This is a genomic window from Paenibacillus pasadenensis (assembly GCF_002864175.1).
GTDB lineage: Bacteria > Bacillota > Bacilli > Paenibacillales > Paenibacillaceae > Paenibacillus_O > Paenibacillus_O pasadenensis.
The window spans coordinates 2,805,412-2,822,737 of record NZ_NFEZ01000004.1 but is presented as its reverse complement, the minus strand read 5'-3'; the positions used below and the strand labels follow the sequence as shown (position 1 = coordinate 2,822,737).

The window sequence follows — 17,326 nt, the reverse complement described above, 5'->3', positions numbered from 1 at the left end:
CGCCGAGACGAGCTTCGATAGTCAAAACAAGCTCCAGTCGAATTCCTTGGACAGCGTCTCGAGCAGATGCACGCCGGCGATGCTGTTGCCGTGCCGGTTCAGCGAAGGGCCGACGACGCCGATGCCCGCGCGGCCCGGCAGCAGGGCGAGGATGCCGCCGGATACGCCGGATTTGGCCGGCAGGCCGACGTCGATCGCGAACTCGCCCGAGCCGTTGTACATGCCGCAGGTGACCATGAACGTCTTGGCAATCTGCACGAAGCGGCGCGGAATGAGCCGCTCGCCGCTGACCGGATCGAGCCCGTCCAGCGACAGCACGAGCGCCATGCGGGCGAGCTGGCCGCAGTCGACGAGCAGCGAGCAATGCTTGAAGTACACCTCGAGCACATCCTCGACGGCGCTCTCGAGCACGCCGTTGTCCGTCAGGAAATACGCCATCGAGCGGTTGAGATGGCCGGAGCTGGATTCGGAGCGGTACGTCGCCTCGTCCAGCTCGAGCGGCCCGCCGCCGGCGAGCCGGCCGAGGAAAGCGGCGATCCGCTCCGACTTCTCCTCGTTTGACGAGCCGGCTATGAGCGAGCTGATGACGATCGCGCCGGCATTGATGAGCGGATTGAACGGGATGCCCGGCTGCACGAGCTCGAGCTTCAGCATGCTGTTGAAGCTGTCCCCGGTCGGCTCCATGCCGACCTTGCTGAAGACGCGCTCCTCGCCGTTGTCCATCAGCGCGAGCATGAGCGTGAACACCTTGGAGATGCTCTGCATCGTGAACCGCTGGCCGCAGTCACCTGCGGACAGCGACTTGCCGTCCGCGGCCAGGATGTGGAATCCGAGCGCCTCCGGATCGGCTTTGGACAGCTCGGGAATATAGGAGGCGACTTTGCCGAGCGGCGCGATGCCGCGGGCCTCTTCCATCCAGCGGGGAAGTCCGGCGTTGATGGCGTTCCAATTCAGTTCGTTCATGGCGGGCTCAACCTTTCTGTCGCAGCGCTTTGCTTCATTGTACCATGCGTCCCCCCGCAGTTTGAAATCGGCTCGGCGTCTCCTGTATGCTTAGGAAAGGAAAGAACAGGGAATGACGCGGAAACGGGGCGTGGTGGGCTTGAACAATCGTTGGTATGTCGCATCGTTCGCGGCGGCGCTGGCCGTCGCGGCATGCGGTCCGCTCGTCTGGCTGGCCGACCCGGTGCGCGCAGGCGGGCTGTACTGGATCGATCTGCTGGAGGCGCTGGCCCGCGCCTGCGCGCTGATCCCGCTCTGCTGGACGGTCGGAGCTTACCGGGCGTGGAGCCGGACCGGCCGCAGGCGGCTCGGCTGGCTGCGGCTGCCGATCGCGGCCGGCGGGCTGCTCGCCGCGTGCCTGCTGCTGGCGGCGCCGGAGCGGCTCGGCTTTCTCGCCTGGACCTGCGGCTTGACGGCCGCGCTCGTGCTGCTCGATGCGGCGCTCGAGGAGCGGAGCCGGCGCAGCGTTCCGTACGGCACGCTCGGCTTTGCCGCCGCCGTCCTGCTGCTCGGAGCGGCGCTGCTTTATCCGATGCCGTATTCGGCGATTACGCCGGGCTTCACCCTCAGCATGAGCCGTTACGCCCAGGTGGAGGGCGGGCATGCGGCAGGCTCGCTCGAAGGCGTGCTCGTCATCGAGCGGCCCGCGTTTCCGATCGACTGGCTCGCGGCCGCGCTGCTGCCGCAGATGAGGCTGGAGAAGCGCGATACGAGCATCCCGATCTCGGAAATCCAGCGCCAGGTCCATATCCAGCGGGCCGGCGCCAATGAGGTCGGCACCGCCGTCGCGCTCCAGAAGCTGGGCCTCGGCCAAGGCGTCCTGCCGCAGGGCGTGCAGGTGCTCGCCGTGCAGGAGGGCGGTCCGGCGGAGGGCTTGCTGCAGCCAGGAGACCTGCTGCTGTCGGTAGACGGCCGGCAGGCGCGCACGACCGGCGAGCTGGCGGAGCGGATGGCGGACGTCGCGCCGGGCGAGCCGGTCAAGATCGGCTATGAGCGCGGGAGCGCCAAAGCCGTCGCCGTCATCCGCTCCAAGGCGTTGGACGAAGACCCGCAGCGCGCCGTGCTCGGCATTCAGGTGCAGGACCGGACCAAGGCCGATCTGACGCGGCGGATGGATTACCGGAGCTATCTGCTCTATCAGGGCGGTCCATCGCACGGGGCGATGCTCGCGCTGTCCGTCATCGACCAGCTGACGCCGGGAGGCGTCGCCGGAGGCAACCGCGTCGCCGGCACCGGCACGATCGACGCGGCGGGCCGGATCGGCCGCATCGGAGGCATCGAGCAGAAAGCCTATGCGGTGCAGCGCGCCGGCGCGGACGTGTTTTTCGTGCCGGCCGGTCAGGAGGAGGACGCCCGCAAAGGGGCGGATCGCCTCAACATCGTGCCGGTCGCCACGCTCGACGACATGCTGGCTTGGCTGAAGGCGCATCCGAAGCGTTGATTTCATGAGCGTTCAAAACAGAAAAAACGGGAAGAAGCGGAGCGATGATCGCTCCGCTTCTTCCCGTTTTCGATTCGGTTGACGGCGAGGCCGCGCTTTATTTGCCGCCCTTGCGGCTCAGCTCCGCAAGCTGGTCCCACTGCGGCTCGGTGACGGCCAGCAGGCCGTTGAACTGTCCGGCTCCCTGCAGCCACTCGCCGCCGTCGATCGTCACGCACTCGCCGTTCAGATAGCCGGCATAGTCGGAGACGAGATAGGAGGCCAGATCGGCCAGCTCCTCCTTGCTGCCGACGCGCTTCAGCGGGATGCGGTCGAGCATGCCCTGGGCCAGCTCCGGCGTCGGCAGCAACCGCGACCAGGCGCCCTCGGTCGGAAAAGGGCCGGGCGCGATCGCCACATGGCGGATGCCGTAGCGCGCCCACTCGACGGCGAGCGAGCGCGTCATCGCCAGCACGCCGGCCTTGGCGGCGGCAGAGGGCACGACGTAGGCGGAGCCGGTCTCGGCATACGTCGTCACGATGTTCAGCACCGTCCCCGGCCGACCGGCGGCGATCCAGCGCTTGCCGAACTCCAGCGTCGCGTAGAATGTCCCGTGCAGCACGATGTTCAGCACGGCGTCGACGGCGCGATGCGAGAGCCGCTCGGTCGGGCTGATGAAGTTGCCGGCGGCGTTGTTGACGAGGACATCGATGCCGCCGAAGCGGGCGTCCAGCGCGTCCGCGAGCCGGGCGACCGCCTCGGGATCGCGGACGTCGCAGGCGTGGACGAAGACGTCGCAGCCGGCCTGCGCGAGCGCCGCCTCGGCCTCGCGCAGCTTTTCCTCGCGCCGCCCGGCCAGCGCGACGCGCGCGCCGAGCCGGCCGAAGCCTTCGGCCATCGCCCGTCCGAGGCCGGTCGCGCCGCCGGTGACGAGAATCGTCTTGCCCGCCAGCAGGTCGGCCCGGAACGGGCCGGGCGCCGCCGCAGCCGGGCTCGGCCTGGACGGAGCGGCGGCGTCCGCTCCGAGGCGCGGATCCGCCTCCATCAGGCGAGCACCTTGCGGAATTCCTCCGTCAGCAGCGGCACGACGTCGAACAGGTCGCCGACGATGCCGTAATCGGCGACCTTGAAGATCGGCGCCTCGGGGTCCTTGTTGATCGCGATGATGACGCGCGACTGGCTCATGCCGGCCAGATGCTGGATCGCGCCGCTGATGCCGCAGGCGATGTACACCTCGGGCGTGACGACCTTGCCGGTCTGGCCGATCTGCAGCGCGTAGTCGCAGTAGCCGGCGTCGCAGGCGCCGCGGGAGGCGCCGACGGCGGCGCCGAGCACGTCGGCGAGCTCCTCGAGCGGCTTGAAGCCGTCCGCGCTCTTCACGCCGCGTCCGCCGGAGATGACGATCTTCGCTTCGGCGAGATCGACCTTGCCGCCGGCCTTGCGCAAGACGTCGCGGACGATCGAGCGCAGGTCGGCCGGAGGCGCGTAGTCGCGGTCGACGACTTCGCCCGGCGCGGCGGCCGGCTCGGCCGGCGGAATGTTGTTCGGACGCACGGTGACGACGCCCGAGCCGGACAGAAAGCGCTTCTCCTCGAACGCCTTGCCGGCGTAGACGGGACGCTTGTAGAGCTCGCCCTCGCCGATCGAGATGACGTCGGAGATCTGCCCGGCGCCGAGCAGCGCGGCGAGCTGCGGCGCGAGATCGCGGCCTTCGGCGGTATGGCCGAGATAGATTCGCGCCGGCCGCAGCTCCTCGAGCAGCCCCTTGACCGCCTGCACATAGGCCGGAGCGTTGTAGCTGGCCAGCTCGGGATGGTCGACCGCATGCACCTTGCCGCCGACATAGCCGGCCAGCTCGGCGGCGAGCGCGGTGATGCCGCTGCCGACGATGACGGCCTGGACGTCGGCTCCTTCCCCGCGAGCGATGCGCGCGGCTTGAAGCGCTTCCAGCGAGACTTGGCGGAGCTTGCCTCCGCGGACTTCGGCGATGACGAGTACAGGTTGGCTCATCGTAATTCCTCCTCGGGTCAAATGGCTTTCGCTTCGGTGCGGAGCAGCTCGACCAGGCGCGCGGCCTGCTCGGCCGGCGATCCCGGAATCAGCTGGCCGGCGCCGCGCTCCGGCGGCAGGGAAAGGGAGACGCGCTCGGTAAGCGCTTCCGCGGCGCTCAGGCCGAGATCGTCGAGCGACAACGTCTGGAACGGCTTCTTTTTCGCCTTCATGATGTTCGGCAGGGAAGGGTAGCGCGGCTCGTTGAGTCCTTGCTGCGCGGTGAAGAGGGCGGGCAGCGTCACTTCAAGCGTCTCCGTGTCGCCCTCGGCGTCGCGCCTCGCGGTCGCCGTGGAGCCGTCGATCCGGAGCGAGGTGATGGAGGAGACATGGGGCAGGCCGAGCCGGCTCGCCAGCCGCACCGCGACCTGGCCGCCGCCGCTGTCGACCGAGAAGTTGCCGCCGAGCACGAGATCGACGGACTGGCCGGACAGATACTTCTCCAGCGCGGCCGCGGCCGCGCCTTCGTCAGCGCCGATGCGCCCGTCGGTCAGCAGCACGGCTTCGTCGGCGCCCATGGCGAGCGCCTGCCGCAGCGCCTCGGCCGCCCGGTCCGGACCGACGGAGACGACGGTCACCTTGCCGCCGTGCTGGTCGCGCTGCTGCAGCGCTTCCTCGACGGCGTACTCGTCGTACGGATTGATGACGAACTTGACGCCGTCGTCGGACACGCGGCCGTCCTCGATGACGATCTTCTCCTCGGTATCGAACGTTTGCTTCAGCAGGACATAAATATTCATGCGCTCAGCTCCTCCTTGGTAGGTCGCGAATGATTTCAAAGCGGCGGCTATTTGAGGCCGCGCAGGAAAAACTCGACGGTTTTGCCGACCTGGGCGGTCAGCGAGTATTTCATGCCGGAAATGAGCCAGGACGTGACGACCTCGTCCATCGCCCCGAACAGCAGCAGGCGGGTCAGCTTCAGGTCCAGGTCCGGACGGAATTCTCCCTCTCTCACCCCTTTATCCAGAATATGCTCGATCAGCTCGATATACGGCTTGACGGCCAGCCCGATCGCCTTGCGCAGCTCCAGCGAGCTTTGGCGCAGCTCGATCTGCGTGACGTAGGCGAGGTTCACGTTGCTCTCGAGCTCGGTATAGTGGATCTCGCATACGGCGCGCAGCGCCTCCTCGGCCGACGACGTTTCCCGCACGCGGGCGTTGAACCGCTCGACAAGGCTGCCGAGCTTCTCCTGGAACAAAGAAATGAGGATATCCTCTTTCTTTTTGAAATAAAGATAAATCGTACCGTCGGCGACGCCGGCTTCCTTGGCGATCTTCGACACCTGGGAGCCGTGGTAGCCGTTCTCCGCGATCACTTTGAGCGCGGCTTCCAGAATCAATTCATATTTTTCCTGCTTCCTACTTGTCATGGGCTGCACCTCGGTGGTAGTATTTACGTATGGTGAATGAATACTCATTCATTTTCTTCATCTTAGGGGATAGGACACGGATTGTCAACGAAACGCTCCTGGTTCCGCTAAGATTTTTTCGTCTCCTATATGTAAGCGCTTCATATGGGGATGCCTGGAAGCCGCCAAGAAGAAAGGATGACCACCATGATCGGAGCATGGATTCAATTCGCGCTGTTCCTCGCCGTCACCGGCTACGGCGTCTACCTGTTCTACCGGGCCGTATACCATCGCTATCTTTATTTGAAGCTCGGACGTCCGGCCAAGCTGCCGGAGCAGGCGCCGGGGAGGATGAAGGAGTTCCTCGCGCAGGTATTCGGCCAGACGAAGCTGCTCAAGGACGTGAAGAGCGGCATCATGCACATCGTCATCTTCTACGGGTTCGTCATCCTGCAGCTCGGGGCGATCGACCTCATCGTCAAAGGACTGACCGGAGGCGGCCATCTGCCGATCCCCGGCTACGACCTGTTCAGCCTCGTGCAGGAAATCACCGTCGCGCTCATCCTGCTCGCGATGGGCTACGCGGCCTACCGCCGCTACGGGGAGAAGCTGGCCCGCCTGAAGCGGGGGCTCAAGCCGAGCATCGTCGTCTTCTTCATCTTCGGCCTCATGCTGTCGGTCGTCCTCTCGCTCGCCTTCGAGCGGATCTGGCTCGGCATGGACCCGTCGGGCTACGCCCCGATCTCCTCGCTGCTCGCGACGGCGATGGGAGGACTGTCCGAGACCGCGGCCCACGTCCTGTTCCTCGTCTCCTGGTGGGCGCATCTGGTCATCCTGCTGTCTTTCCTCGTCTACGTGCCGCAGTCGAAGCACTTCCACATCATCACGGCGCCGATCAACATCTACCTGCGCCGCCAGGAGCCGGCGGGGCGGCTCGCCAAGCTCGACCTCGAGGACGAGGAGGCGGAGTCGTTCGGCGTCGGCCGGATCGAGGAGTTCACGCAAAAGCAGATGCTCGACTTCTATGCTTGCGTCGAATGCGGCCGCTGCACGAACGTCTGCCCGGCGGCGAGCACCGGCAAGGCGCTCTCGCCGATGCATCTGATCGTCAAGCTGCGCGACCATCTGATCGACAAAGGCGCGGCCGTCACCGGACGCTCGCCGTGGGTGCCGGCATTCGCCTTCGGCGCGCCGGATCCGGGCAAAGCCCATCTGTTCGAGCCGCGCAGCCTCGACCACGGTCCGTCGCTGCTCGATCTGGCCGGCTCGGGCAAGCAGGAGGTGGCGGCGGCAGCGGAGGCGGCTGCATCCGCAGGCGTGCCATGGGCCGATCCCGGCCGCTCGATCACCGACATCCGCCCGACGCTCGCTTGGCAGAAGGCCGCCTGGACGGTGCAGGAGCGGAAGCCCGAGGAGGTGTCGCTGATCGGCGACGTCATGACCGAGGACGAGATCTGGGCCTGCACGACCTGCCGCAACTGCGAGGACCAGTGCCCGGTCGGCAACGAGCATGTCGACAAGATCATCGACCTGCGCCGCCATCTCGTGCTCATGGAGGGCAGCATGCCGCATGAAGGCCAGCGCGCGATGCAGAACATCGAGCGCCAGGGCAATCCGTGGGGCATCAGCCGCAGCGACCGCGTCAAATGGACCGGCGACGTCGAGGGCGTATCCGTCCCGACGGTCAAGGAGAACCCGGACTTCGAGCTGCTGTTCTTCGTCGGCTCGATGGGCTCGTACGACCTGCGCAGCCGCAAGATCTCGCGCGCCGTCGCAAGGCTGCTCCGCGAGTCGGGCGTCAGCTTCGCCATCCTCGGCAACGAGGAGCGCAATTCCGGCGACACGCCGCGCCGCCTCGGCAACGAGATGCTGTTCCAGCAGCTGTGCCAGGAGAACATCGAGACGTTCCGGCGCTACGGCGTCAAGCGGATCGTCACCGCCTGCCCGCATACGTTCAATACGCTCAAGAACGAATACCCGGACTTCGGCCTCGAAGGCGTCGAGGTGCTGCATCACACGCAGCTGTTCGCCGAGCTGCTGAAGGACGGCCGGCTGACCCCCGCCCACGAGGTGCGGGAGCGCATCACCTACCATGATTCCTGCTATCTCGGCCGCTACAACAACGTGTACGACGAGCCGCGCGAGGTGCTGCGCGCGATTCCCGGCGTCGAGCTCGTCGAGATGGCGCGCAGCCGCGAGAACGGCATGTGCTGCGGCGCGGGCGGCGGCCTGATGTGGATGGAGGAGACGAGCGGCAAGCGCGTCAACCTCGCCCGCACCGAGCAGGCGCTCGAGGTCAATCCGACGCTCATCAGCAGCGCCTGCCCGTACTGCCTGACGATGCTGGAGGACGGCACCAAGCTCAAGGAGGTCGACGAGCAGGTCAAGGCGCGCGACATCGCGGAGATTCTCGAGTTGGCCGTCTTCGGACCGGCCGCCTCCGCCGGCCGCCCGGAAGGAGCGGCCAGCTGACATGAGCGTGCCTTCCCGAGCGGTCCGGATGGCCCGGGCGCCTTAGGGCGCGGCTGCGTCCGCGCCCTGAGCCCCGGTCCGAGGCAGCGGCATTTCCGACCGATCCGCCGTCACTGATGCAGATCCAACCGTGTCCAACCATGTCCAAGGAGGCAACATTACGATGAGCATAACGATCCGCAAGGCAGCCGTCATCGGCTCCGGCATTATGGGCTCCGGCATCGCCGCCCATCTGGCCAACGTCGGCATCCCGACGCTGCTGCTCGACATCGTGCCGAAGCAGCTGAGCGCAGAGGAAGAGAAGAAGGGCTGGACGCTGGACCATCCCGCCGTGCGCAATCGCCTGGCCGCAGGCGCCGTCGCCAAGCTCGCCAAGACGAATCCGGCTCCGCTCTACGACCCCGCATTCGCGGAGCGCATCACCCCCGGCAACCTGGAGGACCATCTGGACGGCCTCGCGGACGTCGACTGGATCATCGAGGTCATCGTCGAGAACCTCGACGCCAAGCGCAGCCTGCTGGAGCGCGTCGAGTCGGTCTGGAAGCCCGGCACGATCGTCAGCTCCAACACGTCGGGCATCTCCATCAACGCGATGGCCGAAGGCCGCAGCGAGGCGTTCCGCCGCAGCTTCATGGGCACGCATTTCTTCAATCCGCCGCGCTACATGAAGCTGCTCGAGATCATCCCGGCGGCCGGCACCGATCCGCAGCTCGTGCAGCAGATGAAGCAGTTCAGCGAGACGGTGCTCGGCAAAGGCGTCGTCATCGCCAAGGATACGCCGAACTTCATCGCAAATAGGATCGGCACGTACGGGCTGTTCGTCACGCTTCAGGAGATGGAGCGGGGCGGCTATACGGTCGAGGAGGTGGACGCCGCGACCGGCCCGGCGCTCGGACGGCCGAAGAGCGCGACGTTCCGCACGCTCGACCTCGTCGGCCTCGACACGTTCCTCCACGTCGCGGACAACGTCCGGCTGAACGTGGACAGCGAGAGCGAGCGCCAGGCGTTCACGCCGCCGGCGTCGCTCACGGGACTCGTCGAGCGCGGCTGGCTCGGCGAGAAGAGCGGCCAAGGCTTCTATAAGAAGGTCAAGGGCGCGGGCGGCAAGAGCGAGATCCTCTCGCTCGACCTGAAGACGATGGAGCATGGCCCGCAGAAAAAAGCGGCGTCCGGCTCGCTCGAGGCGGCGAAGCTCGCCAAAGGCGCGCGCGAGAAGACAAAAGCGCTGCTCGGCGCCGGCGACCGCTACTCCGAGCTCGCCTGGAACGTGCTCAAGCAGGTGCTCGTCTACGCCGCCGAAAAGGTCGGGGAGATCGCGGACTCGATCCAGGAGATCGACGAGGCGATGAAATGGGGCTTCAACTGGGAGCTCGGCCCGTTCGAGACGTGGGACGCGATCGGCCTGGCGCGCTCGGTCGAGCGCATGGAGAAGGAAGGCACGGCGGTGCCGGACTGGGTCAAGGAATGGATCGCCGCCGGCAACACGAGCTTTTACCGCAAGCAGGACGGCAAGCGCTTCTATGCGAGCCGCGGCGAGTTCCGCCAAGCGGAGCAGGCTCCGGAGCTCATCGACCTGCGCGCCCTCAAGGAGCAGGGCAAGGTGGTCCAGGGCAACAGCGGCGCCAGCCTGATCGACCTCGGCGACGGCGTCGCCTGCCTTGAGTTCCACTCTCCGAACAATGCGATCGGCGGGGACATCCTGACGATGATCCAGCAGAGCGTGCAGGAGGTGCGGCAGAACTGGACCGGGCTCGTCGTCGCCAACCAGGGCCGCAACTTCTGCGTCGGCGCGAACCTGATGCTGCTGCTGATGGAGGCGCAGGACGAGGAGTGGGATGAGGTCGACGACATCATCCATCTGTTCCAGCAGAGCATGCTGAAGCTCAAGCGTCTCGACAAGCCGGTCGTGGCGGCGCCGCATCGGATGACGCTCGGCGGCGGTGTCGAAGCGTGCATGCCGGCCGACCAGGTCGTCGCGGCGGCGGAGACGTACTACGGCCTCGTGGAGGTCGGCGTCGGCCTCATCCCGGCAGGCGGCGGCTGCAAGGAATTCGCGCTGCGCGTCAGCCAGCAGGCCGGCCATCCGGAGGCGGATCTGCTGCCGCAGCTCGGACGCGTGTTCGAGACGGTCGGGCAGGCCAAGGTGTCGTCGAGCGGCCATGACGCCAAGCGTCTGGGCTACCTGCGCGGCGTCGACCGGATCGTGCCGAACCAGGACCATCTGATCTACGAGGCCAAGCAGGCCGTGCTCCAGCTGGCGGCGGACGGCTACCGGCTGCCGGCCGAGGAGCGGATCCGCATCGCCGGCTCCGAGGGCAAGGCGGCGCTGCAGCTGGCGGCGATCGGCATGCACGAGGGCGGCTACATCAGCGACCACGACCTGCTCATCGCCAAGAAGCTCGCCCATGTGCTGGCGGGCGGCGATCTGCCGGCCGGCACGCTCGTGACCGAGCAGTACATGCTCGACCTGGAGCGCGAGGCGTTCCTGAGCCTGACCGGCGAGCCGAAGACGCAGGCGCGCATGCAGCACATGCTGTCCAAGGGCCGTCCGCTGCGCAATTAGAGCAATCGAGGTTCCAAGCGAAGAGGAGCGTGAGCATTCAATGAGAGAAGCGGTAATCGTATCGATGGCTAGAACGGCGGTCGGCCGGGGCAAGAAGGGCAGCCTGCGGCAGACGCGCGCCGACGACCTCGGACGCATCGTGCTGGACGAGGTCGTCCGCCGCGCGCCGGGCTTGAAGAAGGAGGATGTCGAGGACATCATCATCGGCTGCGCGATGCCGGAGGGCGAGCAGGGGCTGAACTTCGCCCGCATCATGTCGCTGTACGCGGGCTTCCCGGTGACGGTGCCGGCGCTGACGGTCAACCGGTTCTGCTCGTCGGGGCTGCAGTCGATCGCCTTCGCCGCGGAGCGCATCATGACCGGTGGCGCGGATGTGCTCATCGCCGGCGGCGTCGAGAGCATGAGCCATGTGCCGATGACGGGCTTCAAAATCTCGCCGAACCCGCGCATCGTCGACGAGATGCCGGAGGTGTACATCGGCATGGGCCATACGGCCGAGCGCGTCGCCGAGCGGTTCGGCGTCTCCCGCGAGGACCAGGACCGGTTCGCCACCCGTTCGCATGCCAAGGCGGCGGCCGCGATCGCGGCCGGCAAGTTCGACGGCGAGATCGTGCCGGTCGAGGCCGAGCTCAAGGAGCTCGGCGACAACGGCAAGGTGAAGACGGAGCGCTTCACGTTCCGCACCGACGAGGGCGTGCGCGCCGAGACGACGGCCGAGACGCTGGCGAAGCTGCGCCCGGCGTTCAAGCTCGGCGGCTCGGTGACGGCGGGCAACTCGTCGCAGGTGAGCGACGGCGCGGCGGCGGTCGTCATTATGAGCCGCGAGAAGGCCGACGAGCTCGGACTGAAGCCGCTGGCGACGTTCCGCTCGTTCGCCCTGGCGGGCGTCGAGCCGGAGATCATGGGCGTCGGACCGGTCGAGGCGATCCCCAAGGCGCTGCGGCGCGCCGGCATCCGGCAGGAGCAGGTCGAGCTGTACGAGATCAACGAGGCGTTTGCCTCCCAATGCCTGCACATCATCCGCGAGCTCGGCCTCGACGAGGAAAAGGTCAACGTCAACGGCGGCGCGATCGCGCTCGGCCATCCGCTCGGCTGCACCGGCACGAAGCTCAGCGTCTCGCTGATCAGCGAGCTCCAGCGCCGAGGCGGCGGCTACGGCGTCGTCAGCATGTGCATCGGCGGCGGCATGGGAGCCGCCGGCGTGTTCGAGGTCCATCCAGCCTGAGCGCAGGAGGACGTCCGGTCCATTTGAACCTACCATCCAAAGGAGAGACGAACCATGACGACCAAAAGCAAAGTGCTCGGAGGCAGCTTCATCATCGACGATCTCGATTTCAACGCCATTGTCATCCCCGAGGAGCTGACCGAGGAGCAGCGCATGATCGCCGAGACGACCGAGGACTTCGTCGCCGGCGAGCTCGAGCCGGTCGACGAGCAGATCGAGAAGCTGAGCTATGAGCTGACGGTCGAGAAGCTGCGCAAGGCCGGCGAGCTCGGCCTGCTCGGCGCCGACGTGCCGGAGGCTTACGGCGGCCTCGGACTCGACAAGGTGAGCAGCACGCTCATCAGCGAGAAGATGACGAAGGCGAGCGCGTTCGCCTTGTCGGCCGGCGCGCATGTCGGCATCGGCACGCTGCCGATCGTCTATTTCGGCAACGAGGCGCAGAAGCAGAAGTACCTGCCGAAGCTGGCGAGCGCCGAGCTGATCGCGGCGTACTGCCTGACCGAGCCGTCCTCCGGCTCCGACGCGCTCGGCGCGAAGGCGACGGCGGTGCTGAGCGAGGACGGCAGCCACTACGTGCTGAACGGCACGAAGCAGTTCATCACGAACGCCGGCTTCGCCGACGTGTTCATCGTCTACGCCAAGGTGAACGGCACCGACTTCAGCACGTTCATCGTCGAGCGTACGATGGAGGGCGTGAGCATCGGGCCGGAGGAGAAAAAGATGGGCATCAAGGGCTCGTCCACCTGCCCGCTTATCCTCGAGGACGTCAAGGTGCCGGTCGAAAACCTGCTGTGGGAAGTCGGCAAAGGCCATCTGATCGCCTTCAACATCCTCAACATCGGCCGCTACAAGCTCGCCGTCGGCTGCGTCGGCTCGGCCAAGGACGCGATCGAGTATTCGGCCAAGTACGCCAACGAGCGCACGCAGTTCGGCCGTCCGATCAGCAGCTTCCCGCTTGTCGGCAAGAAGCTGGCCGAGATGAACATCCGCACCTACGTTATGGAAAGCATGGTGTACCGCACCGCCGGCCTGTTCGACGTCGGCCTCGCTGACGTGGACTACGCGGCGGCGGATGTCGGCTACCAGTCCGCCAAGGCGATCGCCGAGTACCAGCTCGAGTGCTCGATCAACAAGGTGTTCGCCTCCGAGGGGCTCGACTTCGTCGCCGACGAAGGCGTGCAGATCCACGGCGGCTACGGCTTCACGCAGGAGTACCGCATCGAGCGCATCTACCGCGACTCGCGCATCAACCGCATTTTCGAAGGCACGAACGAGATCAACCGCCTGCTCATCCCCGGTACGCTCATCAAGCGCGCGATGAAGGGCGAGCTGCCTCTGCTGCAAAAGGCGATGAAGCTGCAGAACGAGCTGATGGAGCTGCGCGCCTCAAGCCTGCAGTTCGAGCAGCCGCTGGAGCTGGAGGCGCATCTGCTCGCCAGCGCCAAGAAGATCTTCCTCATGGCCGGCGCGTCGGCCGTGCAGAAGTACCAGACGAAGCTCGAGCAGGAGCAGGAGGTGCTGAGCAACCTCGCGGACATCATGATCGGCGTGTTCGCGATGGAAAGCGCGCTGCTGCGGACGCAGAAGCGGATCTCGCTGCAGGGCGGGGCGAAGGCGCAGCTCGGCGTCGACATGACGAGCGTGTTCGTGCAGGAGGAGTTCAGCCGCATCGCCGAGCTGGCCAAGGAGACGCTGGCGGCGATGGAGACGGGCGACATGCTCAAGACGCAGCTGTCCGTGCTGAAGAAGCTGACGAAAAACGGCGCCCTCGATACGGTGAAGCTGAAGCGCCGCATCGCTTCCCGCGTCATCGAGGCCGAACGGTACGTGCCATAAGCACAGATGGGGGTGGACGGCATGGCGAATAGACCCTGGCTCAGTCACTACCCGCATGAAGTCCCGCCGACGTACGATTATCCCGACCAGAACCTGGCCGAGTTCCTCGTGCGCACGGCGGAGAGAAGTCCGAACCAGACGGCGCTCGAATTCATGGGCGCCCGCATGTCCTACGGCACGCTGCTCGACTCGTCTTACCGCTACGCCAACGCCATGATCAGTCTCGGCCTCAGAAAAGGAGACCGGGTCGCGGTCATGCTGCCCAACTGCCCGCAGGCGGTCATCGCCTATTACGGCACGCTGCTGGCCGGCGGCATCGTCGTCATGACGAACCCGCTCTACATGCCGCGCGAGCTGGAGCATCAGCTGCTCGACGCGGGAGCCCGCTTCATCGTCGCGCTCGACCTGCTCGTCGGGCGGGTGCGGCAGGCGACTCGCGAGCAGCCGCTGGAGCGGATCATCGTCGCTTCCGTCGCCGATTACTTGCCCTTTCCGAAAAACCTGCTCTACCCGCTCAAGGCGAAAAAGGACGGCACGCCGCTGCCGAAGCTCGACTACGGCGACCGCCAGCTGCTGAATTTCGTCAAGCTGCTGCGCGAGTCGCTCTCCGATCCATGCCGCGTCCCGGTGGAGTCGCGGCATGATCTGGCGCTCATCCAGTACACCGGCGGCACGACGGGCTTCGCCAAAGGCGTCATGCTGACGCATCGCAACCTGATCGCCAACACGATCCAGAGCGAGCTGTGGAATTATCGCAACGAAGGGAGCAAGGAGCGGTATTTCGCCGCTCTGCCCTTTTTCCACGTCTTCGGCATGACGGTGCTGCTCAACCAGGGCATCCGGCTCGGCGCGACGCTGTATCTGATGCCGCGCTTCGAGATCAATGCCGTGCTCAAGGCGATCCACAAGCACAAGCCGACGGTATTCCCCGGCGCGCCGACGATGTATATCGCGATCATCAACCATCCCGACGTCGCCAAGTACGACCTCAGCTCGATCAACGTCTGCATCAGCGGCGCCGCCGCGCTGCCGCTCGAGGTGCAGGAGCGCTTCGAGCGGCTGACGGGCGGCAAGCTGATCGAGGGCTACGGCCTCACGGAGGCGTCGCCGGTGACGCATGCGAACAACATCTGGGAGCTGCGCAAGAGCGGCTCGATCGGCATCCCGCTCCCCGACACGGAGGCGCGCATCGTGCATCCGGAGACGGGCGAGGACGTGCGGCCGGGCGAGATCGGCGAGCTGATCGTGCGCGGGCCGCAGGTGATGTCCGGCTACTGGAAGCGGCCGGAGGAGACGGCGCAGACGCTCAAGGACGGCTGGCTGTACACCGGCGACCTCGGGCGCATGGACGACGACGGCTTTTTCTACATCCTCGATCGGCGCAAGGACCTCATCATCGCGGGCGGATACAACATCTATCCGCGCGAGGTGGAGGAGGTGCTGTTCGAGCATCCGGACGTCGAGGAGGCGATCGTCGCCGGCGTCAACGATCCGTACCGGGGCGAGACGGTGAAGGCGTTCGTCGTGCTGCGCAGCGGCGCCGAGCCGGATGCGGCGGAGCTCAAGGCTTGGTGCAAGGAGCGGCTCGCCGCCTACAAGGTGCCCAAGGCGTACGAGTTCCGCGACAGCCTGCCCAAGACGCTCGTCGGCAAGGTGCTGCGCCGCAAGCTGCTGGACGAGGAGCTGCAGAAGCAGGAGGAGACGAAATGAACCTGAACTTGGAAGCGGATTCATCCGAAGAAGGCAAAAAGCTGCTGGAGCAGTGGTCCGCCGCCGCCGAACAGTCGTTCTGGGGCTTCCTCGGAGCGGAGATGAAGGTCATCCGCGAAGGCTACGCGGAGGTGTACCTCGACATCAAGCCGCATCATATGAACCTGATCGGCATCCTGCACGGCGGCGTGTACGCGACGCTGATCGACTCCGCGATGGGGCTCGTGGCGATGGCCGCCCATCCGGACCGGGCCGTCGTGACGACGAACCTGAACCTGAACTACGTCTCTCCGATCAAGGAGGGACGGCTCATCGTCAGCGCCGAGATCGTGCATCAGTCGCGCAAGATGGTGAGCACGCAATCCTACGCCCGCACCGAGTCGGGCGAGCTGTGCGCCTTCGGCACGGGCACTTTCCGCGTGCTCGGCTCGTAGGGGAGCAAGGGCGCAGCATCTGCATGCGGACGTCGCGGGTTCCCGCTATGTTCCGGATGCGCAGCTCTTGCGCGCTTCAAGCCGTTTCCCGGCAGGCTTTCGGGCTGCTTGGGAGACGGCTTTATTTTGTCTCCGGAACGATCCGGAAAAGCGAGCTGTGTCCGACAAGGAATTCGCTGCGCGAGCCGAGTCTTTCTCGGCGGTAAGCCGGATAAGCAGGCCATGTGCGACAAGGAACACGCTGCGCGAGCCGATCCTTTCTCGGCAGGAAGCTGGCAAGTCCGATGGGACAAGAAGGCCGCTGCGCAAGCCGAGCCTTTCTCCGATTCCACTGGAAGCCGGATGGCTTGATCCCCTGACCTCCTATTCGGAGGCCATCCGTCTTCCAAGAGGACCGCTGCCGCTTCTCCGAAAGGCATCGGCTCGCTCCGCGAGCAGCTCGGGTAGACAGGAGGCGAAACGGAGGGAGTTGCGCGGAAAAACCGAGTAACTCGGATAGGCAGGAGGCGAAACGGAGGGAGTTACGCGGAAAAACCGAGTAACTCCGGTATGTAGGAGTCGGAACGGAGGGAGTTACGCGGAAAAACCGAGTAACTCGGATAGGCAGGAGTCGGAACGGAGGGAGTTGCGCGGAAAAACCGAGTAACTCCGGTATGTAGGTGGCGGAACGGAGGGAGTTACGCGGAAAAACCGAGCAGCTCGGGTAGACAGGAGTCGGAACGGAGGGAGTTGCGCGTAAAAACCGAGCAGCTCGGATCTAAAAGGAAAGTAGGAGCTTGGTGTGGAGCTGCGTACCGTATGCGGGGCATGAGTAGAGCTTGGGGACCGGAGCGAAGCGGGGCGGGGAACTCGTGGAGAAGCGGCAGCGGTTCCCTTGGAGGCCGGATTCCACCCCTGCTGGGGAATGGGATCAAAGGAATCTGGGCTCCAGGGAGATCGGAACGAGTCCCCGCTCCGCGAAGCGGATACCGGTCACGATGCCCGCTCCGCGAAGCGGATACCGGTCACGATGCCCGCTCCGCGAAGCGGATACCGGTCACATTGCCCGCTCCGCGAAGCGGATACCGGTCACATTGCCCGCTCCGCGAAGCGGATGCCGGTCACGACGCTCGCTCCGCGAAGCGCGTGCCGGTCACGACGCCGGCTCCGCGAAGCGGATACCGGTCACGATGCTCCGCGAAGCGGATGCCGGTCACGACGCTCGCTCCGCGAAGCGATTTCCGGTTTCCGCTCCGCCGTCCGATCGGCCGTTTTGCCATGTTCTCTC

General features: G+C 66.0%; 13 protein-coding genes. 7 read left to right on the top strand and 6 right to left on the bottom strand.

Features of this window, described 5'->3' with window-relative positions:
* Positions 1-21: 21 nt before the first annotated feature.
* A complete protein-coding gene (gene glsA, locus B8V81_RS21705) occupies positions 22-963 on the bottom strand; it encodes a glutaminase A (RefSeq protein WP_028597274.1) in 942 nt (313 codons plus the stop codon).
* Between the two features lie 139 nt (positions 964-1,102).
* Between glsA and B8V81_RS21700 the strand changes: the two genes are divergently transcribed.
* On the top strand, positions 1,103-2,443 hold the full coding sequence (locus B8V81_RS21700) for a PDZ domain-containing protein (protein ID WP_164820165.1): 1,341 nt from the start codon (positions 1,103-1,105) through the stop codon (positions 2,441-2,443).
* A gap of 97 nt (positions 2,444-2,540) precedes the next feature.
* Here the strand turns inward: B8V81_RS21700 and B8V81_RS21695 are convergent, their stop codons facing one another.
* From B8V81_RS21695 to B8V81_RS21680, 4 genes are all read right to left on the bottom strand, one after another.
* On the bottom strand, positions 2,541-3,374 hold the full coding sequence (locus tag B8V81_RS21695) for an SDR family oxidoreductase (RefSeq protein WP_373864126.1): 834 nt from the start codon (positions 3,372-3,374) through the stop codon (positions 2,541-2,543).
* Between the two features lie 92 nt (positions 3,375-3,466).
* On the bottom strand, positions 3,467-4,432 hold the full coding sequence (locus B8V81_RS21690) for an electron transfer flavoprotein subunit alpha/FixB family protein (RefSeq protein ID WP_028597272.1): 966 nt from the start codon (positions 4,430-4,432) through the stop codon (positions 3,467-3,469).
* A 17-nt stretch (positions 4,433-4,449) separates the two neighbouring features.
* On the bottom strand, positions 4,450-5,211 hold the full coding sequence (locus B8V81_RS21685; RefSeq protein ID WP_028597271.1) for an electron transfer flavoprotein subunit beta/FixA family protein: 762 nt from the start codon (positions 5,209-5,211) through the stop codon (positions 4,450-4,452).
* 47 nt (positions 5,212-5,258) lie between these two features.
* Positions 5,259-5,840: a fatty acid metabolism transcriptional regulator FadR gene (locus B8V81_RS21680; RefSeq protein WP_028597270.1), complete on the bottom strand. Its 582-nt coding sequence runs from the start codon at positions 5,838-5,840 to the stop codon at positions 5,259-5,261.
* Positions 5,841-6,026: 186 nt separating this feature from the next.
* Between B8V81_RS21680 and B8V81_RS21675 the strand changes: the two genes are divergently transcribed.
* From B8V81_RS21675 to B8V81_RS21650, 6 genes are all read left to right on the top strand, one after another.
* On the top strand, positions 6,027-8,291 hold the full coding sequence (locus B8V81_RS21675; protein WP_028597269.1) for a heterodisulfide reductase-related iron-sulfur binding cluster: 2,265 nt from the start codon (positions 6,027-6,029) through the stop codon (positions 8,289-8,291).
* Positions 8,292-8,454: 163 nt separating this feature from the next.
* A complete protein-coding gene (locus B8V81_RS21670) occupies positions 8,455-10,854 on the top strand; it encodes a 3-hydroxyacyl-CoA dehydrogenase/enoyl-CoA hydratase family protein (RefSeq protein WP_101809155.1) in 2,400 nt (799 codons plus the stop codon).
* A 40-nt stretch (positions 10,855-10,894) separates the two neighbouring features.
* Positions 10,895-12,079: an acetyl-CoA C-acyltransferase gene (locus B8V81_RS21665; RefSeq protein ID WP_101809154.1), complete on the top strand. Its 1,185-nt coding sequence runs from the start codon at positions 10,895-10,897 to the stop codon at positions 12,077-12,079.
* A gap of 54 nt (positions 12,080-12,133) precedes the next feature.
* Positions 12,134-13,915 carry an acyl-CoA dehydrogenase family protein gene (locus B8V81_RS21660; protein ID WP_101809153.1) on the top strand — a complete coding sequence of 594 codons (1,782 nt, stop codon included), beginning with the start codon at positions 12,134-12,136 and terminating at the stop codon, positions 13,913-13,915.
* 21 nt (positions 13,916-13,936) lie between these two features.
* Entirely contained in the window at positions 13,937-15,625 is a 1,689-nt protein-coding gene (locus B8V81_RS21655) for a long-chain-fatty-acid--CoA ligase (protein ID WP_028597265.1), read from the top strand.
* Positions 15,622-16,059 carry a PaaI family thioesterase gene (locus B8V81_RS21650; protein ID WP_043110835.1) on the top strand — a complete coding sequence of 146 codons (438 nt, stop codon included), beginning with the start codon at positions 15,622-15,624 and terminating at the stop codon, positions 16,057-16,059. Before B8V81_RS21655 ends, B8V81_RS21650 begins: the two co-directional genes overlap by 4 nt.
* A gap of 1,100 nt (positions 16,060-17,159) precedes the next feature.
* Here B8V81_RS21650 and B8V81_RS25410 read toward each other — a convergent pair.
* Entirely contained in the window at positions 17,160-17,318 is a 159-nt protein-coding gene (locus B8V81_RS25410; protein WP_164820151.1) for a hypothetical protein, read from the bottom strand.
* Positions 17,319-17,326: the final 8 nt, after the last annotated feature.